The sequence below is a fragment of the Ruegeria sp. YTSA135 genome, assembly GCF_059610165.1.
This window is the reverse complement of the sequence record NZ_JBXWNC010000002.1, coordinates 184,807-202,053: the sequence shown is the minus strand read 5'-3', so window position 1 is coordinate 202,053 and position 17,247 is coordinate 184,807. Positions and strand designations below refer to the sequence as shown.

General features: G+C 58.9%; 16 protein-coding genes. 9 read left to right on the top strand and 7 right to left on the bottom strand.

Annotated features, from left to right (window positions below; genetic code table 11):
- The first annotated feature begins 1 nt into the window (after position 1).
- From AC2FIT_RS04005 to AC2FIT_RS03990, 4 genes are all read left to right on the top strand, one after another.
- Positions 2–1,207 (top strand): metal ABC transporter permease, encoded by a 1,206-nt coding sequence (locus tag AC2FIT_RS04005; RefSeq protein WP_496826860.1) that lies wholly within the window; start codon positions 2–4, stop codon positions 1,205–1,207.
- A complete protein-coding gene (locus AC2FIT_RS04000; protein ID WP_496826858.1) occupies positions 1,204–2,133 on the top strand; it encodes a metal ABC transporter permease in 930 nt (309 codons plus the stop codon). Before AC2FIT_RS04005 ends, AC2FIT_RS04000 begins: the two co-directional genes overlap by 4 nt.
- Positions 2,134–2,419: 286 nt before the next feature.
- The gene (mutL, locus tag AC2FIT_RS03995; protein WP_496826856.1) at positions 2,420–4,285 is read left to right on the top strand and encodes a DNA mismatch repair endonuclease MutL; all 1,866 of its coding nucleotides are present in this window, start codon (positions 2,420–2,422) and stop codon (positions 4,283–4,285) included.
- 52 nt (positions 4,286–4,337) lie between these two features.
- Complete coding sequence (locus tag AC2FIT_RS03990; protein WP_496826854.1) at positions 4,338–5,567, top strand: DNA recombination protein RmuC; 1,230 nt, start codon at positions 4,338–4,340, stop codon at positions 5,565–5,567.
- Positions 5,568–5,570: 3 nt separating this feature from the next.
- Here AC2FIT_RS03990 and AC2FIT_RS03985 read toward each other — a convergent pair whose 3' ends face one another.
- From AC2FIT_RS03985 to AC2FIT_RS03975, 3 genes are read right to left on the bottom strand one after another with little or no spacing between them, the layout of a single operon-like run.
- On the bottom strand, positions 5,571–5,975 hold the full coding sequence (locus AC2FIT_RS03985) for a hypothetical protein (protein WP_496826852.1): 405 nt from the start codon (positions 5,973–5,975) through the stop codon (positions 5,571–5,573).
- Positions 5,976–6,026: 51 nt separating this feature from the next.
- Positions 6,027–6,677 carry a ChrR family anti-sigma-E factor gene (locus AC2FIT_RS03980; protein WP_496826850.1) on the bottom strand — a complete coding sequence of 217 codons (651 nt, stop codon included), beginning with the start codon at positions 6,675–6,677 and terminating at the stop codon, positions 6,027–6,029.
- 9 nt (positions 6,678–6,686) lie between these two features.
- A complete protein-coding gene (locus AC2FIT_RS03975) occupies positions 6,687–7,343 on the bottom strand; it encodes a sigma-70 family RNA polymerase sigma factor (RefSeq protein WP_496827163.1) in 657 nt (218 codons plus the stop codon).
- 146 nt (positions 7,344–7,489) lie between these two features.
- On the opposite strand from AC2FIT_RS03975, the gene AC2FIT_RS03970 reads away from it, so the two are divergent.
- Positions 7,490–8,263, top strand: a complete 774-nt coding sequence (locus tag AC2FIT_RS03970; RefSeq protein WP_496826848.1) for a DUF1365 domain-containing protein — start codon at positions 7,490–7,492, stop codon at positions 8,261–8,263.
- An 87-nt stretch (positions 8,264–8,350) separates the two neighbouring features.
- The gene (locus tag AC2FIT_RS03965; RefSeq protein ID WP_068336837.1) at positions 8,351–8,668 is read left to right on the top strand and encodes a DUF3775 domain-containing protein; all 318 of its coding nucleotides are present in this window, start codon (positions 8,351–8,353) and stop codon (positions 8,666–8,668) included.
- 188 nt (positions 8,669–8,856) lie between these two features.
- Here AC2FIT_RS03965 and AC2FIT_RS03960 read toward each other — a convergent pair whose 3' ends face one another.
- The 4 genes from AC2FIT_RS03960 to AC2FIT_RS03945 are packed head-to-tail and all read right to left on the bottom strand — an operon-like array spanning position 8,857 to position 12,360.
- Complete coding sequence (locus AC2FIT_RS03960) at positions 8,857–9,999, bottom strand: saccharopine dehydrogenase family protein (RefSeq protein WP_496826845.1); 1,143 nt, start codon at positions 9,997–9,999, stop codon at positions 8,857–8,859.
- Positions 10,000–10,002: 3 nt separating this feature from the next.
- Positions 10,003–11,058: a saccharopine dehydrogenase gene (locus tag AC2FIT_RS03955; RefSeq protein ID WP_496826843.1), complete on the bottom strand. Its 1,056-nt coding sequence runs from the start codon at positions 11,056–11,058 to the stop codon at positions 10,003–10,005.
- 14 nt (positions 11,059–11,072) lie between these two features.
- Positions 11,073–11,687: a glutathione S-transferase family protein gene (locus tag AC2FIT_RS03950; RefSeq protein WP_496826841.1), complete on the bottom strand. Its 615-nt coding sequence runs from the start codon at positions 11,685–11,687 to the stop codon at positions 11,073–11,075.
- 22 nt (positions 11,688–11,709) lie between these two features.
- Positions 11,710–12,360, bottom strand: coding sequence for a histidine phosphatase family protein (locus AC2FIT_RS03945; RefSeq protein WP_496826839.1), 651 nt, complete (start codon positions 12,358–12,360; stop codon positions 11,710–11,712).
- Between the two features lie 322 nt (positions 12,361–12,682).
- Between AC2FIT_RS03945 and gcvT the strand changes: the two genes are divergently transcribed.
- The 3 genes from gcvT to gcvP all read left to right on the top strand — a co-directional run bounded on the left by gcvT (position 12,683) and on the right by gcvP (position 17,125).
- Entirely contained in the window at positions 12,683–13,777 is a 1,095-nt protein-coding gene (gene gcvT, locus AC2FIT_RS03940; RefSeq protein ID WP_496826837.1) for a glycine cleavage system aminomethyltransferase GcvT, read from the top strand.
- A gap of 18 nt (positions 13,778–13,795) precedes the next feature.
- Entirely contained in the window at positions 13,796–14,161 is a 366-nt protein-coding gene (gcvH, locus tag AC2FIT_RS03935; RefSeq protein WP_496826835.1) for a glycine cleavage system protein GcvH, read from the top strand.
- Positions 14,162–14,269: 108 nt separating this feature from the next.
- Positions 14,270–17,125 carry an aminomethyl-transferring glycine dehydrogenase gene (gene gcvP, locus AC2FIT_RS03930; protein ID WP_496826833.1) on the top strand — a complete coding sequence of 952 codons (2,856 nt, stop codon included), beginning with the start codon at positions 14,270–14,272 and terminating at the stop codon, positions 17,123–17,125.
- The last annotated feature ends 122 nt before the right edge of the window (positions 17,126–17,247 follow it).

Below are 17,247 nucleotides of genomic sequence, written 5' to 3'. Positions count from 1 at the left end.
CATGCTTTGGGAAGCTCTGACACTGCAGCTTGGCTACAATGCCACGCTGGTCGCGATTGGTGCGACCCTGTTGGGCGTGTCAGCCGGAGTCACCGGCACTTTTTTGTTCCTACGAAAGCGCGCGCTTGTCAGTGACGCGATCAGCCATGCGACACTGCCGGGCGTATGTTTGGCTTTCATGATGCTGGTCACCTTGGGTGGTGACGGGCGCAACCTGATCGGCCTGCTGGCCGGATCGGCGATTTCGGCGTGGATCGGTTTGCTTTGCATGAATTGGCTGACGCGCCGCACCCGGCTGGCTGAGGATGCGGCGATCGGAGCTGTACTTTCAGTGTTTTTCGGCTTTGGCATCGTGTTGCTGACGGTCATTCAGACGATGGGTGTGGGCCGTCAGGCCGGACTCGAAGGGTTCCTTCTGGGGTCGACGGCCGGGATGCTGTGGGCCGACGCGCTGATCATCGTGATTGGCGGCGCGGCGACATTGTTGATGGTGATGATCATTCGCCGTCCAATGACGATTGTTGCCTTTGACGCGGACTACGCTGCGGCGCAGGGTCTGCCGGTGCATCGTATTGATCTGGCCATGATGGGGCTGGTGATGGCCGTCACTGTCGTGGGTTTGAAAATCGTTGGTTTGATCCTGATCGTGGCGTTGTTGATCATCCCCGCTGTCACCGCGCGGTTTTGGACTGAACGGTCCGACAGGGTGGTGATGCTGGCGGGTCTGGCCGGGGGGCTGGCGGGATATCTTGGGGCGGCTCTTTCGGCTGTTACCCCCAACCTGCCGACCGGTCCCATCATCGTCTTGGTCAGCTTTGGCTTCTTTGCTCTGTCGCTGTTGTTTGCGCCGGGCCGGGGTGTGTTGGCGGCCGTTTTGCAGCATCTGAAATTCCAGCGCCGCGTTCATATCCGCCAAGGCCTTCTGGCGCTTGCACAAGGTCAGAAAATCTATGAGCCGCTCACCCTGCGCCTGCTGGCACGCGCTGGTCTTGCCCGTGCTGACGGGGTTGCCACCGAGGCTGGCAAGGCCCTTGCCGCCAAGGCGCTGCGCGATGAAAAGCGGTGGGAGGTTATCCGGGCCGACCAGGCGCATGAGGCGACGGCGGCGCTCTATGACGGGTTGCGTGATATTGAGACGGTGCTAACCCGTGACCAGATCGCTGAGATCGACCGCCGGATCGGCGGCCTGCAGGAGGTTCCAGCATGAATGGTGAAGATTTCGTTCCACTGTCGCTGACACCTTTGCTCATCGGCACCTTCGCAGCGATTGCCTGCGCTTTGCCCGGTAACTTTCTGGTCCTGCGAAAACAGGCGCTGATTGGTGATGCGATCAGCCATGTGGTTCTGCCGGGCATCGTGGTGGCCTTTATTCTGACGGGTACAATCTCGACATGGCCCATGATGCTGGGCGCTGCGGGCGCGGCGATTGTCTCGGTCGTGATGATCGAGGCGATCCGGCGGTTGGGCCAGATCGAACCGGGGGCCGCGATGGGCGTTGTTTTCACCACCATGTTCGCGGGCGGCGTGCTGCTGCTGGAGCTGACCGATACGTCGAGTGTACATCTGGACGTGGAACATGCGCTTTATGGCAATCTGGAAAGCCTGATCTGGCTGGATGCGGTGGGGTGGTCGTCGTTGTTGGATCTGACGGCGTTGGCCGGTCTGCCGCCGGAACTGCCGCGGATTGCGTTGACGCTGGTCGGGGTGATCCTGTTCATCTGGGTGTTCTGGCGTCCGTTGAAGATTTCCACTTTTGACGAAGGTTTTGCCCAGACCATCGGCATTCGCACCGGTACACTTGGCATGGCGCTTGTGATCGTGGCGGCCATATCCGCCGTGGCCTCTTTTGACGCGGTCGGCTCTATTATCGTGATCGCGATGTTCATCTGCCCCCCGGCGGCAGCGCGGATGATGACCAACGGGCTTGAGGCGCAGATCGCGTGGAGCGTCGTCTTTGCCAGTGCGTCGGCGGTGTCGGGGTACGTTTTGGCGGGGTACGGGCCGCTTTGGCTGGGGGCTGCGGATGCGGTCAGCGCGGCAGGTATGATCGCAACAATGTCCGGCCTGATTCTGGCCATTGCAGCACTGTGGGGTCCTTACCGCACGCGTACCGGCGCCCCTCAAGAGGCTTGACACGGCATGTTCCCGCTAGCGGTGAATCGCACCTTTCGGCTGAAAATCGCCTAGATACGGTGCGTTAGTAGATCACGTAACTGTGATATCGCGTTTCGTGCTAAGACAACCGCTAATGAATTCAGGATGACCACCACTCACTTCGGAACGTTCGGACAATCTCGACCAGCTTTGCGTTAAACAAGACCAGCGCTGCGAGATTGTTCGAACGCCCCCCCCTCTTCAGGACAATTACAGCCGCCAAACCGGTGGCAGAATCGTGCGAACCTGTGCTAGGTCTGGTAGCATGGCGCAAGCAAACCCCAATATCAGCGAAAATCGCCCCGTAATCCGGCAACTCGACGATGCCGCGATCAACCGTATTGCCGCGGGTGAGGTTGTGGAACGTCCGGCCTCTGCCGTGAAAGAACTGGTCGAAAATGCGATCGACGCCGGATCGACCCGGGTTGCCATCGACATTGCCGATGGGGGTAAGACACTGATTCGTGTCAGCGATGATGGCTGCGGGATTTCGGCAGATGATTTGCCGCTGGCCTTGTCACGCCATGCCACATCAAAGATCGATGGCTCGGACCTGCTGAACATTCACACCTTCGGCTTTCGGGGCGAAGCGTTGCCCTCGCTCGCGGCGGTTGGGCGGCTGACCATCACCAGCCGGGTGCCGGGGGCTGAGGCTGCCTCGATCCATGTGGCGGGCGGTAAGATGGAGGCCATGAAACCCGCAGCGCTGCGTGCTGGTACCGTGGTGGAACTGCGGCAGCTTTTTTTCGCCACGCCCGCCCGTCTGAAATTCATGCGCACCGACCGGGCTGAGGCACAGGCGATCACCGATACGGTAAAACGGCTGGCCATGGCCGAGCCTTCGATCACTTTCACCTTGCGCGATGTCTCGGGTGGGGGTGAGGGTCGTGTGACCTTCCGCGCCGACCGCGAGAATGGCGATCTGTTCGACGCGCTACATGCGCGCCTGGCGCGTGTGATCGGCCGCGATTTTGCCGAGAATGCCTTGCAGATCGAGGCGACGCGCGAAGGCATCCGACTATACGGATACGCTGCTTTGCCGACCTATTCGCGCGGTGCGGCGGTGGCCCAATACCTGTTCGTGAATGGCCGCCCTGTTCGGGACAAGATGCTCACTGGTGCTTTACGCGCAGCCTATTTCGATTTCCTCAGCCGTGACCGGCACCCGGCGGCGGCTCTCTTCATTGACTGCGACCCAACTCTGGTGGACGTGAACGTGCATCCCGCGAAGTCCGAGGTCCGCTTCCGCGAGCCCGGCGTGGCGCGTGGCTTGATCGTCTCGGCCTTGCGGCATGCTTTGGCCGAGGCAGGGCATCGGGCGTCTTCGACCGTGGCCAATGCCACCTTGGGTGCGATGCGGCCCGAACCGACCTTGCCAGCGCAGCCCGCAGCGGCGCGGGTATATCAGATGGATCGGCCGTCGGTTGCGGCACGACAGGCCGCATACAGAGCACAGTCGCCCGGATTCGCAGATTTGTCGCACGACTACAGCGGCAGCGTTGTTGAGCCCGCGCCTGCAGTGCCAGTCGTTGAGGAGCCTCCGACGCAAGACTTGCCATTGGGCGCGGCGCGCGGGCAGGTGCATGAAAACTACATCATCGCTCAGACCGCCGATGGCATGGTGATCGTTGACCAGCACGCCGCGCATGAGCGGTTGGTTTACGAAAAGCTCAAACGCCAGATGGCAGATAATGGCGTGGCCGCACAGGCATTGCTAATCCCTGAGATCGTCGAACTGTCTGAGGGCGATTGCGCGCGCCTGATGGCTGTGGCTGATGATTTGTCCCGCCTTGGGCTGACGCTTGAGCCTTTCGGTGGCGGTGCCATTGCTGTACGCGAAACACCCGCGATCTTGGGTGAGGTCGATGCCCGCGCGATGATCCTGGATATCCTCGACGAGCTGGCCGATCAGGGTGAAAGCCAGACGGTACAGGCGCGGATTGAGGCGATCCTAAGCCGGGTTGCCTGCCATGGATCGGTCCGCTCGGGTCGCCGAATGCGCGCAGAAGAAATGAACGCTCTGCTGCGCGACATGGAAGCGACCCCGCATTCGGGGCAATGCAACCACGGGCGACCGACATACGTCGAACTGAAGCTGACCGATATTGAGCGTTTGTTCGGCCGCAGTTGATCTGACTGTCAAGCCGGGCTAAGAAGAATAAAACAAGAACATCCGAGGCGACATGATCGAGATTGCTGGCACTGAAATGGCTTTGAACGACCCTGTGATCCTGATCACGGGTGGGATTGTAGCCCTGATCCTGTTGCTTCTGTTCATGTCTTTGCGCGCTTCGAATCGCTCAGCCCGGATGGCCGAACCCCTGGCACGGCAAATGGCCCATCTGGGTCAGCATGTGCAGCAATTGGGGCAGGGACAAGAGCAACTGCGCGGCGGGTTGCAGCATGTATCAGACACGCAAGCCAACGCGCAGGTGCAGGTGATTCAAACAGTTGAATCCCGCCTGTCTTCGGTTCAGCAGCAGATGAATGACCGGCTGGCGGAAAATGCGATGAAATCGGCCCGCGCGCTGGCCGAGATGCAGGAGCGGATGAAAGAATCGCTGCATGGCTCCTCGAAACAGACAGCTACTTCGCTGACGCAATTGCAGGAACGTCTGGCCGCCATCGACAAGGCGCAGGACAATATCACCAAACTGTCGGGTGACGTGCTGTCGCTGCAGGACATCCTTTCAAACAAGCAAACCCGCGGTGCATTTGGAGAGATTCAGTTGAACGACATCGTCTCTAAAGCGCTGCCATCAGACAGTTTTCAATTGCAGGCGACCTTGTCAAATGGGCGCCGCGCGGATTGCCTGATCAATCTGCCGAATCCGCCGGGGCCGATTGTGATCGACAGCAAGTTCCCGCTTGAGGCGTATGAGGCACTTATCGGATCGACCAACGACATGGAACTGAAAGCGGCCGTGCAGATGTTCCGCACCACTGTGCGCAAACACATCACGGATATCTCGCAGAAATACATTCTGGATGGCGAAACCGCTGATGGTGCGCTGATGTTCCTGCCGTCCGAAGCGGTCTATGCCGAGCTACACGCCAAGTTCCCCGAACTGGTGCAGGAAAGTTTCAGCAAACGCGTCTGGATCGTGTCCCCGACCACCTGCATGGCCACGCTGAACACGATGCGGGCAATCCTGAAAGACGCACGGATGCGCGAACAGGCCGGGGCGATCCGCAAAGAGCTTGGTATGCTGCACAAGGATGTGGAACGTCTGGAGGATCGGGTTTTAAACCTCGATCGTCATTTCGGTCAGGCGGCCAAGGACATTTCTGAAATCAAAATCAGCGCCGAGAAAGCGGGTCGTCGGGCGCAGCGTCTGGACAATTTCGATTTCGAGGAGCTTGCCCCGGACGATCACACAAACGTCGTGCCACTTGGCAAGACCGAGGGTTAGGGTCTACTGGATCGACAGGTCCAGATTGTACCCAACCGTTTTGCCGGTGTCGCGGTCATTACCCATTAGGTAGACACGGATCGTATAGTTTCCGTCATCGGGCAGATCGATCCGGGCGGTGTTCCCGTCGATTGAGCCGTTGTAAATCGCGGCCCCGTCGCTGCCGGGTGGCAGGATATTGAAATAGATCACGCCATTGCCATTTGTATCACTGACCTGAAGCTCGGCAAACATCTCCTGCCCGGCTTTTGCGCCTAAGTTGTAGTCAAAATATTCGTCGCCGGTGATGGTACCGCTGACCATCGTACCGAAGTTACCCGGCTCGAATTTCACGTCGGATGTCTGTTGTGCCCATGCAGTGAAGGCCAAGCCTGCGAAAAATACACTTAGGATTAAACGCAATTTCATGGTCTACTCCCTAAACAAACTTGGGAAAGTATAGCACAAACCAAGGCCTATTCAGATTCGAAGGAATGGCTGGAACAGGCGCGGCATCATTTTGGTGAACTTCAGAGGCGCATCAGTAACGGCCAGACAAATACAATCCTCTGAAATATGCGCAGTCGGCATGTGGTGTAGGTCTTCATCCGCGATCTCAACATCGCCGCGGGCAAAGTGGTCAACCTCATCCGAAAAAGCACCTTGCAGCACCATCGTCAGTTCCATGCCGTTGTGACTATGGTCAGGAACCGCAGCACCGGCAGGAATGAACAGCAAACGCGCAGTAGCTTCGCTTGTGGTCGGAAGAATCGCCTGCTTGACGCCCATGCCGATCGATCGCCACTTGATGCTGTTGACGTCTCCGCCAACATAATCCTGCAACGGTGCAGGCAAAACCGAGCACCCCGCGCGGGCGGGCTTTGCAATCGGTGCACCTTTGGCAATCAAAGCCATGGTTGCTGCCAGCGACCCATCGGACATTACGGCAGTTCCGTCTTGCTGCTGCAAAACGCACCCGCCCACGGCGTCAAAACTTTCTGCGCGCGCACGGCAATGGTCGCATAGCGACAGGTGCGTGGCGACCATGAGGTCGAACGCTTCGGGCAATGAGCCTGCGGCATAAGCCATAAGCAGGTCGTCAGTTAGGTGATGTTTGATTTCGTTGCTCATCTTTTCATCTCAATTCATCGCGTGGCGCAAGCGGTCCAGCGCCAGCCGTATACGTGATTTGATTGTTCCCAAAGGCAACCCTGTCTGTGACGCAATCTCGCGGTGGCTGAGATCGCCAAAATATGCCTTCTCAATCAGTTCTCTTTGCGCGGCAGGAAGCGCCGCCATGGCATCGCGCAATTGCGCTGTTTCCTGCTGCAGTGCGAGGACGTCGTCCTGTTCAGGTTCAGCTTCGGGGCCCCAACCCAGATCTTCCGGCTCGGGGCGGCGTTGTTTGCGTAAAACGTCGATGCGCTTGTTCCGTGCAATCGTGAACACCCAGGTGGCCACGGTTGCACGGGCGGGATCGAACATGTGCGCCTTGTGCCACAAGGTCGCCATAACCTCTTGGGCGCATTCCTCGGCCAATGTTGTGTCTGATCCAGATTTGATCAGAAACGCTTTGATCCGAGGCGCGAAATGTTGGAACAGTTCGGCAAAGGCCGCCTGGTCCTGCGCGTCTCTTATGCGTCTGACGTGGCTTACCCACTCAGTTCTGGTTTCGCGCTTGCCATTCGCACTGTTCACCGACTTGCCCCTGGTACGTGTCTTATCGCGCCAAGGCCTCGGCGCTGGCCCATCAGCCGCCGGATCGTCCAAGGTCACGGTATCAATCTCGGTAAACATAACCACATTACGACGCGCGACCCAAGCCGGATCACTTTGTAGCTCGTTTTTGATCCGTCTACGGCTGCTTTTCGTACAGACATATGTATACAAATGAGGAAAAGAATGCCGATTGAACGGTTTACAGGCGCGGCGGAGATATTCAATTGAACTGGGTCGACCACATTGCAGGCCACACATTTCACGGGCGAAAAGGCGCGATTCAAAACGCTTTTCGTTACTCGGTAGACTACATCCTGCTAGATCCGGAGTCCGACCCTGACACCCCGATGCTGTTTTCGAAAAACCAACCCAACGTGACAAACTGGCGGGATCTGGACCATGGCGGAGAACCGGGACAAGGGCGTGGTGCGGTTTGGCTGCGTGAGCAGCTCGACCAGTTTGGTGTGGCACAGCCCGACCATATCACCCTTCTGACGCAGCCACGTGTGTTCGGTCATGTGTTCAACCCGGTAAGCTTCTGGTTCTGCTTTGATGACACCGACCAGCTTTACGCGGTCGTCGCCGAGGTCACGAACACCTTTGGCACGCGTCATAGCTATCTGTGTTACAATCCGGGTTTCGCGCCGATTCAACCGTCGGACCGGATCGTGGCGGACAAGCTGATGCATGTCTCGCCCTTTCAGAAGGTCGAGGGGTGCTACACATTTCGGTTCGACTATCGCCCCGAACGCGTGGGCGTGTGGATTGACTATGGCCGTAAAGGTGGCGGCTTGATTGCAACGTTAACCGGCCCTCGGACCAGGTTGACCGACCGCGCAATCATTTGGTCATTGGTCCGTCGCCCCTTTGGAGCCCGCCGCGCATTTTTCCTGATCTTGTGGCAGGCGGTGAAACTGTGGGCGAAAAAGGCCCGGTTCCGCGCGTTTCGCTCTGCGCCTGTTCCCGATCATCCGGTGTCTCGTATTCGTGAACCTTGAGGCCGCTTTGTTTGAGTAAGATCAAAGACTCAGACGTCTGACAGTGATTGTGCTAAGGTTGAAACCGCGAACACAAGGAGTTGGGACATGTTGGAAATCTCGGCAAGAAAAATCGCTCAGGTGGCCATGATGGGTCGTGAACTGAATCGGGCCGAGGGGGAACTGCGCGCATTTATTGACCGTATGAGCGAAGATGAGCAGGCAGAATTGGTTGCGGTCATGTGGGTCGGGCGTGAAAGTTTCTTTGCCGAGGATCTGGCTGAAGCAATCGCAACCGCCAAATCAGAGGCCTCGACGCCCTGTGCCGATTACCTGATCGGAACCCCGCACCTTTCGGATCATCTTGAAAACGGATTGGATGCGCTTGGTATCTCGGCTGAGGATGTAGAAAACGACCTTATGTAGGGTCTGTTTCCGGTCGAATAAACGTTGAGCTGGTGTTCGGATTTGCAGACCCCTCGACGCCACCCTGATTGTGGCCAGCGCCGAAACCGCTGGCCATTTCATGTTTTTAGCTCGTCATCGACAAAGCCGAGCTGCGCTCGGGGATAAAGGTCTGCCCTGATGTGCTGGACAGGCCTTTTCCTCTGAGATCACGCCGTGTGGTCCACCACTTGCAGGTGTTGGGCCAAGGTGTCGATTTCAGCCATCCAGTCCTGCACCAGTTTCGGGTCTCTGGGGGCTGCATGGACGCCCGCCGGGATGGCGCGGTTCAGAACCGCCTCGACAGCCAGCGAGACGGGGATTGAAACCAGGCGCGCCATAGCTGTGCCGCGCGCGTCGCCCCATGCGTCCATCACGTAGGTCTTGTGCCAGACCGGGATGCCGTCTTTTTCTGCCTTTAGCCCGACGCATAGAACCACGCGGTCCGGTTCGCCCTCGTCATAGGCGTTTTCAGCCCAGAACTGATCTGACATTTCTTTCAGGCGCGTGTCGCCTTCGGGGCCGGAAAGGGTCTCGATTTCGGTAAACACATCCGACCAGGCCTCTGCCCAACCGTTCAGTCGCAAGGTGCCACGGACGAATTCCTTGACCGGCCAATGGTCTTCGAACTGGTACTCTTTCATAAACGGGATCGAGTCGCGGTTCGGATACACCTCAAAGCTTTCCGGAGCAGGCAGCGGCGCGATGTAGCTGGTGATCGCATCCCACGGGCGCGCCACATCCAGCGGAGCGTAGTCGCGGATCGACTTGGACGGCGACCGCAGCGCCTTGAGCACACCTAGCGGCGACCAGCTGAACTTGTACCGGAACGGATTCGGGTTTTTGGCAATACCGCCGCAATACGAGATAAAGCTAAGGTGGTTCTGCGGATCAAACGCATCCGAGGCGCGGTAGTCGTCCACCAAGGCATGCGCCATCAGGTGATCGATACCCGGGTCAAGACCCACCTCGTTGACTAGCGCGACACCGGCCTCACGCGCCTTGTTATCCAGCGCACGCATCTCGGGCGCGATATACGATGACGAGACGAAACTCGCTTCTTTCGAAATCGCCAGTTCGGCCAGAGGTACATGCCAGTCGCCCGGCAGCATCGAAACGATCACATCACCCTTGCCCAGCACCGCGCCCAGCGCTTTGATATCAAATGCATGGATATCGTCGGTCAGGTCTCCGACCTCGGTCTTCGCCTTGTCGACGGTCCGGTTCCACACGGTGACCTTGTGCCCGCCTTCGATCAGACGGCGCAGGCCGGGGATGGCCGACAGGCCGGTGCCACACCAGTGAATCGTCATCGCTCAGATCCCTTCGATATGTGTTTTGTAAGTAGCTTCTGCCCGACCCCAGACGCCGCTGTCCAGATCGGTCAGGGTCAGTAATGAGGGCAACAATTGCGCTGCATAGTCTTGCGAGCTTTCGACCGGCAACATTGACGGCAGGTTGTCGATCGCCATTACATCCAGAACCGGGTTGGTTGCCACGCGAACGGCGGGTTGGTCCCATGTCGTTGCACGGTCATAGACGGGGACCGGGTTGTAGTCGCTGTCCGGGTCGCAGGCCACATCACCAATTGCGGTCAAGGTGCGCGGCGCCGTCAATGCCTCGCGCGGGACAAAGACAGGGGTGCCGGGGCTTGCAAAAATGCAGTTCAAGAACAGGTCATGATCAAGGATTTCGGGAAATGGCCCACCACTCGCGGTCTCAGCCATATCCCACTTGGTGACTTTTACGCCCATGGCTTCGCACAGATCGGCTGCACCTGTCCCCACGCGACCCAACGCGCCGATGACGATGGCGCGCGGACGGTCGACTCTGGTGGCATCCAATTCGGCCAGCAATTCGGCATTCAGCGCATCCTTGCCCCGGTAGACACCGACCGGGGGACATTCCTCAGCCCGTTGTTGTGCAGCCCATGTTTTTAGTGTTACGGCTGCCCCGGCGTATCCCGCCCAATACCCAAAGGCCGCAACGCGGCGGCCATCTTCATCCACTAGATATTCAAGGTCATACAGTGTACCGCCACCCGCCTTGAACCGTTCCAGCAAGGCGCGGCCGGAATGCTGGCCCTTATAGGCGTGACCGAACATGATGTGGCGGTGGGGCAGAGGCGTTCCATCCTCGGGCAGTTCTTTGAGGCCGAAGATGATCGCATCCAACGGCGCGTCCGGCCACGAGTTTTCGGGTACGATTTCACATCCGACCTGCTTATATCCCTCAATCGGTATCGCGCGGACGGTGCTGTCTTCGACCGTGACGCGGATATCCGCCGCGATCAGTTCTTTGGCGCCTTCGGGGGTCAGCCCGACCCGTTCCTCGTTCGGGCGCTGTTCTGCCCGGACCCAGAGATGTGTCATGCGTTTTCCTTTTGTCAGAGCATTCCAGCGGCTCGTACAGCCTGAACCGAGGCGCGCGCCTCCATCGCCGCGCGAAAGGCTAGAATCTTGGGAAAGGCCGCAACGTCAACGCCATCACCTTCGAGCCAACTACAAACCACATAAAGATAGGCATCGGCCAGCGAAAAGGCCTCACCCAGCACAAATGGCCCGCGCAACCCGTTCGAGGTGATGTACTTGCAGGATGCGGTCATTGTCTGCGGCACCTTGTCCGCCATGTCGATCCAACTGGACTCGTCGTCGGCCCAACGTGAGCCGCGCATCTTGTGAGCGTGGTTCACATGCATCGTCGAGGCGAGGTAGTACATAACCTCGCGCATGCGGGCCGCTGCAACCGGGTCATTGGGCACCAGCCGTGCTTCGGGCTTGATCGCGGCTACATAGTCCAGCAGGGCGCCCGTTTCTGTCAGGATGCCGCCCTCTACCGCCAAGGCCGGAACGCGGCCTTTGGGATTGATTTGCGCATAGGCCGGTTTGGCCTGCTCTGCCTGTGCAAAATCAAGACGGATGGCTTCATAGTCCAACCGGGCCTCTTCCAAGGCAATTGCGACAGCAACCGAGATCGTGCGCGGAGCATAATAGAGCTGCATGAACAGGGTCTCCGGGGGTGGTTTACAGATGCGTTTGCGCGAATTGCCGATCGGGCGCTTCCAGGTGGGGAACGGCGTTAAACAGTACCGGGCTCAGCTGTTCCCCGATCGGGTGCAGCCGATGCAGCGACGTGTTCATGATGGCAAGCGCCACCCGTGCCATTGCGGGAATATCCAGCCCCATCGCCTGCCGCACCACCATCGAGATGAGGCCGCCCGACGTCACAACAATGGCCGGCCCGCCCTCGGTTCCGATCTCGTGCAGCGCGGCGGAAACGCGGGTTTCGAAGGCTTCGAACGTTTCCGGCGTGCCTGTGATCTGACCCTTGGCCCAGGCTTCAAAGGTACGGGGCAGGTGTTCGACAAAGCCTTCACGATCCATTGGAACCGCTACACCGTGCTGCTGTTCGTAAAGCTGCGCCATGGTGAAATACTCGATTTCATTCAGGCGTGCGTCCTGAATCGGGTTGGTCAGACCCATGCTGGCGGCAGTTTCCACGTGCCGTTTCAGTGTTCCGCAGTAGACCCGCGGATAATGCGCACCGGTATCCTGTAGATGCGCCCCAAGCCAGCGAGCCTGCTGATGACCCAGATCGCTGAGCATGTCATAGCTTTCTTCATCACGGGCAGTTGTATTGGCCTGGCCGTGTCGTACCAGTGTAATGTGTGACATCGCGGTTCCTCTTGCGCGACGTCTTAGGGCAGGTTTCGGGCAGGGACCAGAGGCGTTTGACGGGGTGCGGGCACAAATCGGTCAATCGACAGTGTTCTCCCAGCGCGAATTCGGCAAAACACTGTACGCCTTTTGTGTTGCCTAACGGAAAAAAGTTTCCTATACGATACAAAATTGCTGCATGCGGCCGCATACCAGCTGCTTCCGCGCCCGGGGAAACCCTGTTGACTCGCAATAGCGTCCCGGGAACCTTGGTGCCTGTCAAAGCTGCCACTGCGCCCCGCACAGCAACCTTTGCAAACGGCATTGAAAGGTTAAGAAGATGACCGCACCAAACCGCACACCGTTGTATGACCTTCATGTTGAATTGGGCGGTAAGATGGTCGACTTTGCCGGGTGGGAGATGCCGGTACAGTACCCGATGGGCATTATGGGAGAACATAAACAGTGCCGCGACAAAGCGGCGGTGTTTGATGTAAGCCACATGGGTCAGGTGATCTTGCGGGGCGAAAACGTAGGCGAAAAGCTTGAGGCGCTTTGCCCGCAGGCCTACGCGACGCTGAAGGAAGGCAAGGCGCGATATGGGTTTTTCACCAACCCCGAAGGTGGAATCATGGATGACCTGATCGTATCGAACGCCGGAGATCACTTTTTCGTCGTGGTCAACGCAGCACTGCGTCATCAGGACATTCCGCATATGAAGGCCAATCTGGAAGGCGTCGAAGTGACCGAGATATTCGACCGCGCTCTGGTCGCTGTGCAGGGTCCAAAGGCCGAAGATGTGGTGGGTGACCTTTGCCCGGCGGCCCGCGATCTGAAGTTCATGGAAACCATCGAAGCCGACATCATGGGTGTCGCGTGCCGCGTATCGCGCCTGGGCTACACCGGAGAGGATGGCTTTGAAATCTCGATCCCCGAGGGCAAAGCCATCGAGGTTACGCGCGCGTTTCTGGCGCATGAGGATTGCGACCCGGCCGGTCTGGGCGCACGCGACAGTCTGCGGCTTGAGGCGGGGCTTTGCCTCTACGGCAATGACATTGACCAAAGCACCTCACCCGTTGAGGCCTCTCTGGGATGGGCCATTCAGAAACGTCGCAGGGAAGAAGGGGGCTTCCCAGGGGCGGAGCGTATTCAGAAGGAACTGGCGGAAGGTCCCGCGCGCAAGTTGGTGGGCATCGCACCCGAGGGCCGTGCGCCCGCGCGGCAGGGCGTTGAAGTGCAATCCCTTGAGGGGAATACGATTGGTCAGATCACCTCGGGCGGGTTTGGTCCCACGGTCGGTGGGCCGGTTGCGATGGGTTACGTCTCTGCCGACCATAGTGCGGCAGGTGAGACGGTGAACCTGATCGTACGCGGCAAGCCATTGCCAGCGCAGATCGTGGCGCTGCCCTTCGTCAAACAGAACTACAAGCGTTGAAGTCAGGAGAAAGACAACATGGCAACCTATTACTCAGAAGAGCATGAATGGATTGAGGTCGAAGGTGACACTGCTACTCTGGGCATCACTGCGCATGCCGCCGAGCAGCTGGGCGATGTGGTCTTTGTCGAACAGAAAGACGAAGGTGAGGAATTTGAAAAGGGCGATGAGATTGGCGTTATTGAGTCCGTCAAAGCAGCCTCCGAAATATATGCGCCGGTTGATGGCGAAGTGATCGAAGTCAACGAGACATTGGCCGACAACCCCGCCGCTTTGAACGACGACCCCGAGGGCAACGCCTGGATTTACAAGATCAAGCTGAGCAACGCCGCTCAGTTGGAAGACTTGATGGACCTGAACGGTTATAAAACCTTCATCGGCTGATCCAATGGCGGGTTCCTGTGCGAATCCGCCCTTCATCTGGCAAAAAATATCCCCGCCGGAGGCTCCAACCAGAGCGGCAGGGCGAGACATTCTTTGAGGAGCGCAACAATGGCCTTCAAACTGACCGATTACGAAGCCTATGACTTTGCCAATCGCCGCCATATCGGCCCTAGCCCGACCGAGATGCGCGACATGCTCAAGGTGATTGGTTTCAAGACGCTGGATCAGCTGATCGACGCCACCGTCCCGCCTGCAATCCGGCAGGCCGAACCGTTGGACTGGGGTCCGGCGATGACAGAACGCGATGCGCTCTTTCATATGAAAGAGGTGGCGAGCAAGAACAAGGTTCTGACCTCGCTGATCGGTCAGGGGTACTATGGCACCACCACGCCCGCGCCGATCCTGCGCAACATTCTTGAGAACCCGGCGTGGTACACAGCCTATACGCCTTATCAGCCCGAGATCAGCCAGGGCCGGCTTGAGGCGCTCTTGAACTACCAGACCATGGTCAGCGATTTGACCGGTCTGGACGTGGCCAACGCGTCGCTTCTTGACGAAGCCACAGCCGCGGCCGAGGCAATGGCGATGGCCAAACGCGGCGGTCGGTCCAAGGCTAATAACGCGGCCTTTTTCGTGGATCGCAACTGCCATCCGCAGACCATTGCGGTGATCAAGACCCGCGCCGAGCCTTTGGGCATCGACGTTCAGGTGGCCGACCCCGATCAGCTGGATGCAGGCGCGGTCTTTGGCGCGATCTTCCAGTATCCGGGCACCCACGGCCATGTGCGCGATTTCACCACCGAGATTGCTGCGCTGCACGAACACAACGCCATTGCAATCGTGGCGGCTGACATCCTGTCGCTGGCATTGCTCAAGTCGCCCGGTGAGATGGGCGCGGATATCGCCATCGGCTCGACCCAACGCTTTGGTGTTCCGATGGGCTATGGCGGCCCGCACGCGGCCTATATGGCCACCACCGACAAGCTGAAACGCGCGATGCCGGGGCGGATCATCGGCGTTAGCATCGACAGCCGTGGCAACAAGGCTTACCGGCTGGCGTTGCAGACCCGTGAACAGCATATACGGCGCGAGAAAGCCAACTCGAACGTTTGCACCGCGCAGGCGCTGCTGGCGGTGATCGCCTCGATGTATGCGGTCTATCACGGCCCCGACGGGATTAAGGCGATTGCGCAATCGGTGCACCGCAAGACCTCGCGCCTGGCCGCGGGGCTGGAAGAGCACGGCTTTAGGGTCGAACCCGAGGTGTTCTTCGACACCATCACTGTCGAGGTCGGCCCCCTGCAGAAAACCGTCATGGAAGCTGCGGTGGCGCGCGGCGTCAACCTGCGCAAAGTGGGCGAGACCCGCGTCGGCATCAGCCTTGACGAGCAGACCCGCGCCGAGACGATCGAGGCAGTCTGGGGCGCCTTCGGTATCGAAAAGAAAGACGACAGTTCGAACAAGCAGTACCGCCTGCCGGACTATGCGCTGCGCGAGACGCCTTATCTGACCCACCCGATTTTCCACAAAAACCGGGCCGAGGCCGAGATGACCCGCTACATGCGTCGTCTGGCTGACCGCGACCTGGCGCTGGACCGGGCGATGATCCCGCTGGGCAGCTGCACTATGAAGCTGAACGCCACGATCGAGATGATCCCGGTCACATGGCCCGAGTTCGGCAACCTCCACCCGTTCTGCCCCGAAGATCAGGCGCAGGGCTATCACGAGATGATTGCCGATCTGAATGAAAAACTGTGCCAGATTACGGGCTATGACGCGATCAGCCAGCAGCCCAACTCGGGCGCGCAGGGGGAATATGCGGGCCTCTTGACCATCCGCAACTATCACTTCGCCCGCGGCGAAGGGCACCGCAATGTCTGCCTGATCCCAACCTCGGCGCACGGGACCAACCCGGCCTCGGCGCAGATGGTGGGCTGGCAGGTTGTCCCGGTGCAGTCGGATGCGAATGGCAATATTGATCTGAATGACTTCCGCGCCAAAGCCGAGAAGCATTCGGACAACCTGGCCGGTTGCATGATCACCTACCCCTCGACCCATGGCGTGTTCGAAACCACCGTTCAAGAGGTCTGCCAGATCACTCACGATCACGGCGGTCAGGTCTATATCGACGGGGCCAACATGAACGCTATGGTCGGCCTGTCGCGCCCCGGCGACATTGGCGGTGACGTCAGCCACCTGAACCTGCACAAGACCTTCTGCATCCCCCATGGCGGCGGCGGTCCCGGCATGGGTCCGATTGGCGTAAAGGCGCATCTTTCCGAGCATTTACCGGGCCACCCCGAATACGGCACCGCGGTGGGGCCAGTCTCAGCCGCGCCCTTTGGATCACCGTCTATTCTGCCGGTGTCGTGGGCCTATGTGCTTTTGATGGGCGGCGCGGGTCTGACGCAAGCGACAAAGGTGGCGATCCTGAACGCCAACTACATCGCGGCGCGTCTGCAGGATGCTTATCCGATCCTTTATACCTCCGAGTCCGGTCGCGTGGCGCATGAATGTATCCTCGACACCCGCCCGCTGGACGCCGAGGCACATGTGACCGTGGATGACGTCGCGAAACGTCTGGTCGACAGCGGCTTCCACGCCCCCACGATGAGCTGGCCAGTGGCTGGTACCCTGATGGTGGAACCCACCGAGTCAGAGCCCAAGGACGAACTGGACCGCTTTTGCGACGCCATGCTGTCGATCCGAGCCGAAGCGCAGGACATCATCGACGGGAAGATCGACGCGGAAAACAACCCGTTGAAAAACGCCCCTCATACGGTGCGCGATCTGGTCGGTGACTGGGATCGCCCATATACCCGTGAACAGGCGTGTTTTCCTCCGGGCTCAATGGGCGTCGACAAGTACTGGTCTCCTGTAAACCGTGTCGATAACGCATATGGTGACAGAAACCTGGTGTGCACATGCCCGCCAATGGAGGACTACGCAGAGGCAGCGGAATAAAACCATCAAACCCCGCCAAGAGACTGGCGGGGTTTTTTCGCCAATCGGAAACCTGTGTTCCAATTTGCGCCCCTTTCAGTTGTCGTTTTTTGCAAGTGAAGCGTCTTTTCCGCTTGCTGCAA

What these genes read in the sequence shown, in the direction of transcription:
- AC2FIT_RS04005 (WP_496826860.1), top strand. Translation starts at nt 2, where the DNA reads ATGCTTTGGGAAGCTCTGACACTGCAGCTTGGCTACAATGCCACGCTG.
- AC2FIT_RS04000 (WP_496826858.1), top strand. Translation starts at nt 1,204, where the DNA reads ATGAATGGTGAAGATTTCGTTCCACTGTCGCTGACACCTTTGCTCATC.
- mutL (WP_496826856.1), top strand. Translation starts at nt 2,420, where the DNA reads ATGGCGCAAGCAAACCCCAATATCAGCGAAAATCGCCCCGTAATCCGG.
- AC2FIT_RS03990 (WP_496826854.1), top strand. Translation starts at nt 4,338, where the DNA reads ATGATCGAGATTGCTGGCACTGAAATGGCTTTGAACGACCCTGTGATC.
- AC2FIT_RS03985 (WP_496826852.1), bottom strand. Translation starts at nt 5,975, where the DNA reads ATGAAATTGCGTTTAATCCTAAGTGTATTTTTCGCAGGCTTGGCCTTC.
- AC2FIT_RS03980 (WP_496826850.1), bottom strand. Translation starts at nt 6,677, where the DNA reads ATGAGCAACGAAATCAAACATCACCTAACTGACGACCTGCTTATGGCT.
- AC2FIT_RS03975 (WP_496827163.1), bottom strand. Translation starts at nt 7,343, where the DNA reads ATGTTTACCGAGATTGATACCGTGACCTTGGACGATCCGGCGGCTGAT.
- AC2FIT_RS03965 (WP_068336837.1), top strand. Translation starts at nt 8,351, where the DNA reads ATGTTGGAAATCTCGGCAAGAAAAATCGCTCAGGTGGCCATGATGGGT.
- AC2FIT_RS03960 (WP_496826845.1), bottom strand. Translation starts at nt 9,999, where the DNA reads ATGACGATTCACTGGTGTGGCACCGGCCTGTCGGCCATCCCCGGCCTG.
- AC2FIT_RS03955 (WP_496826843.1), bottom strand. Translation starts at nt 11,058, where the DNA reads ATGACACATCTCTGGGTCCGGGCAGAACAGCGCCCGAACGAGGAACGG.
- AC2FIT_RS03950 (WP_496826841.1), bottom strand. Translation starts at nt 11,687, where the DNA reads ATGCAGCTCTATTATGCTCCGCGCACGATCTCGGTTGCTGTCGCAATT.
- AC2FIT_RS03945 (WP_496826839.1), bottom strand. Translation starts at nt 12,360, where the DNA reads ATGTCACACATTACACTGGTACGACACGGCCAGGCCAATACAACTGCC.
- gcvT (WP_496826837.1), top strand. Translation starts at nt 12,683, where the DNA reads ATGACCGCACCAAACCGCACACCGTTGTATGACCTTCATGTTGAATTG.
- gcvH (WP_496826835.1), top strand. Translation starts at nt 13,796, where the DNA reads ATGGCAACCTATTACTCAGAAGAGCATGAATGGATTGAGGTCGAAGGT.
- gcvP (WP_496826833.1), top strand. Translation starts at nt 14,270, where the DNA reads ATGGCCTTCAAACTGACCGATTACGAAGCCTATGACTTTGCCAATCGC.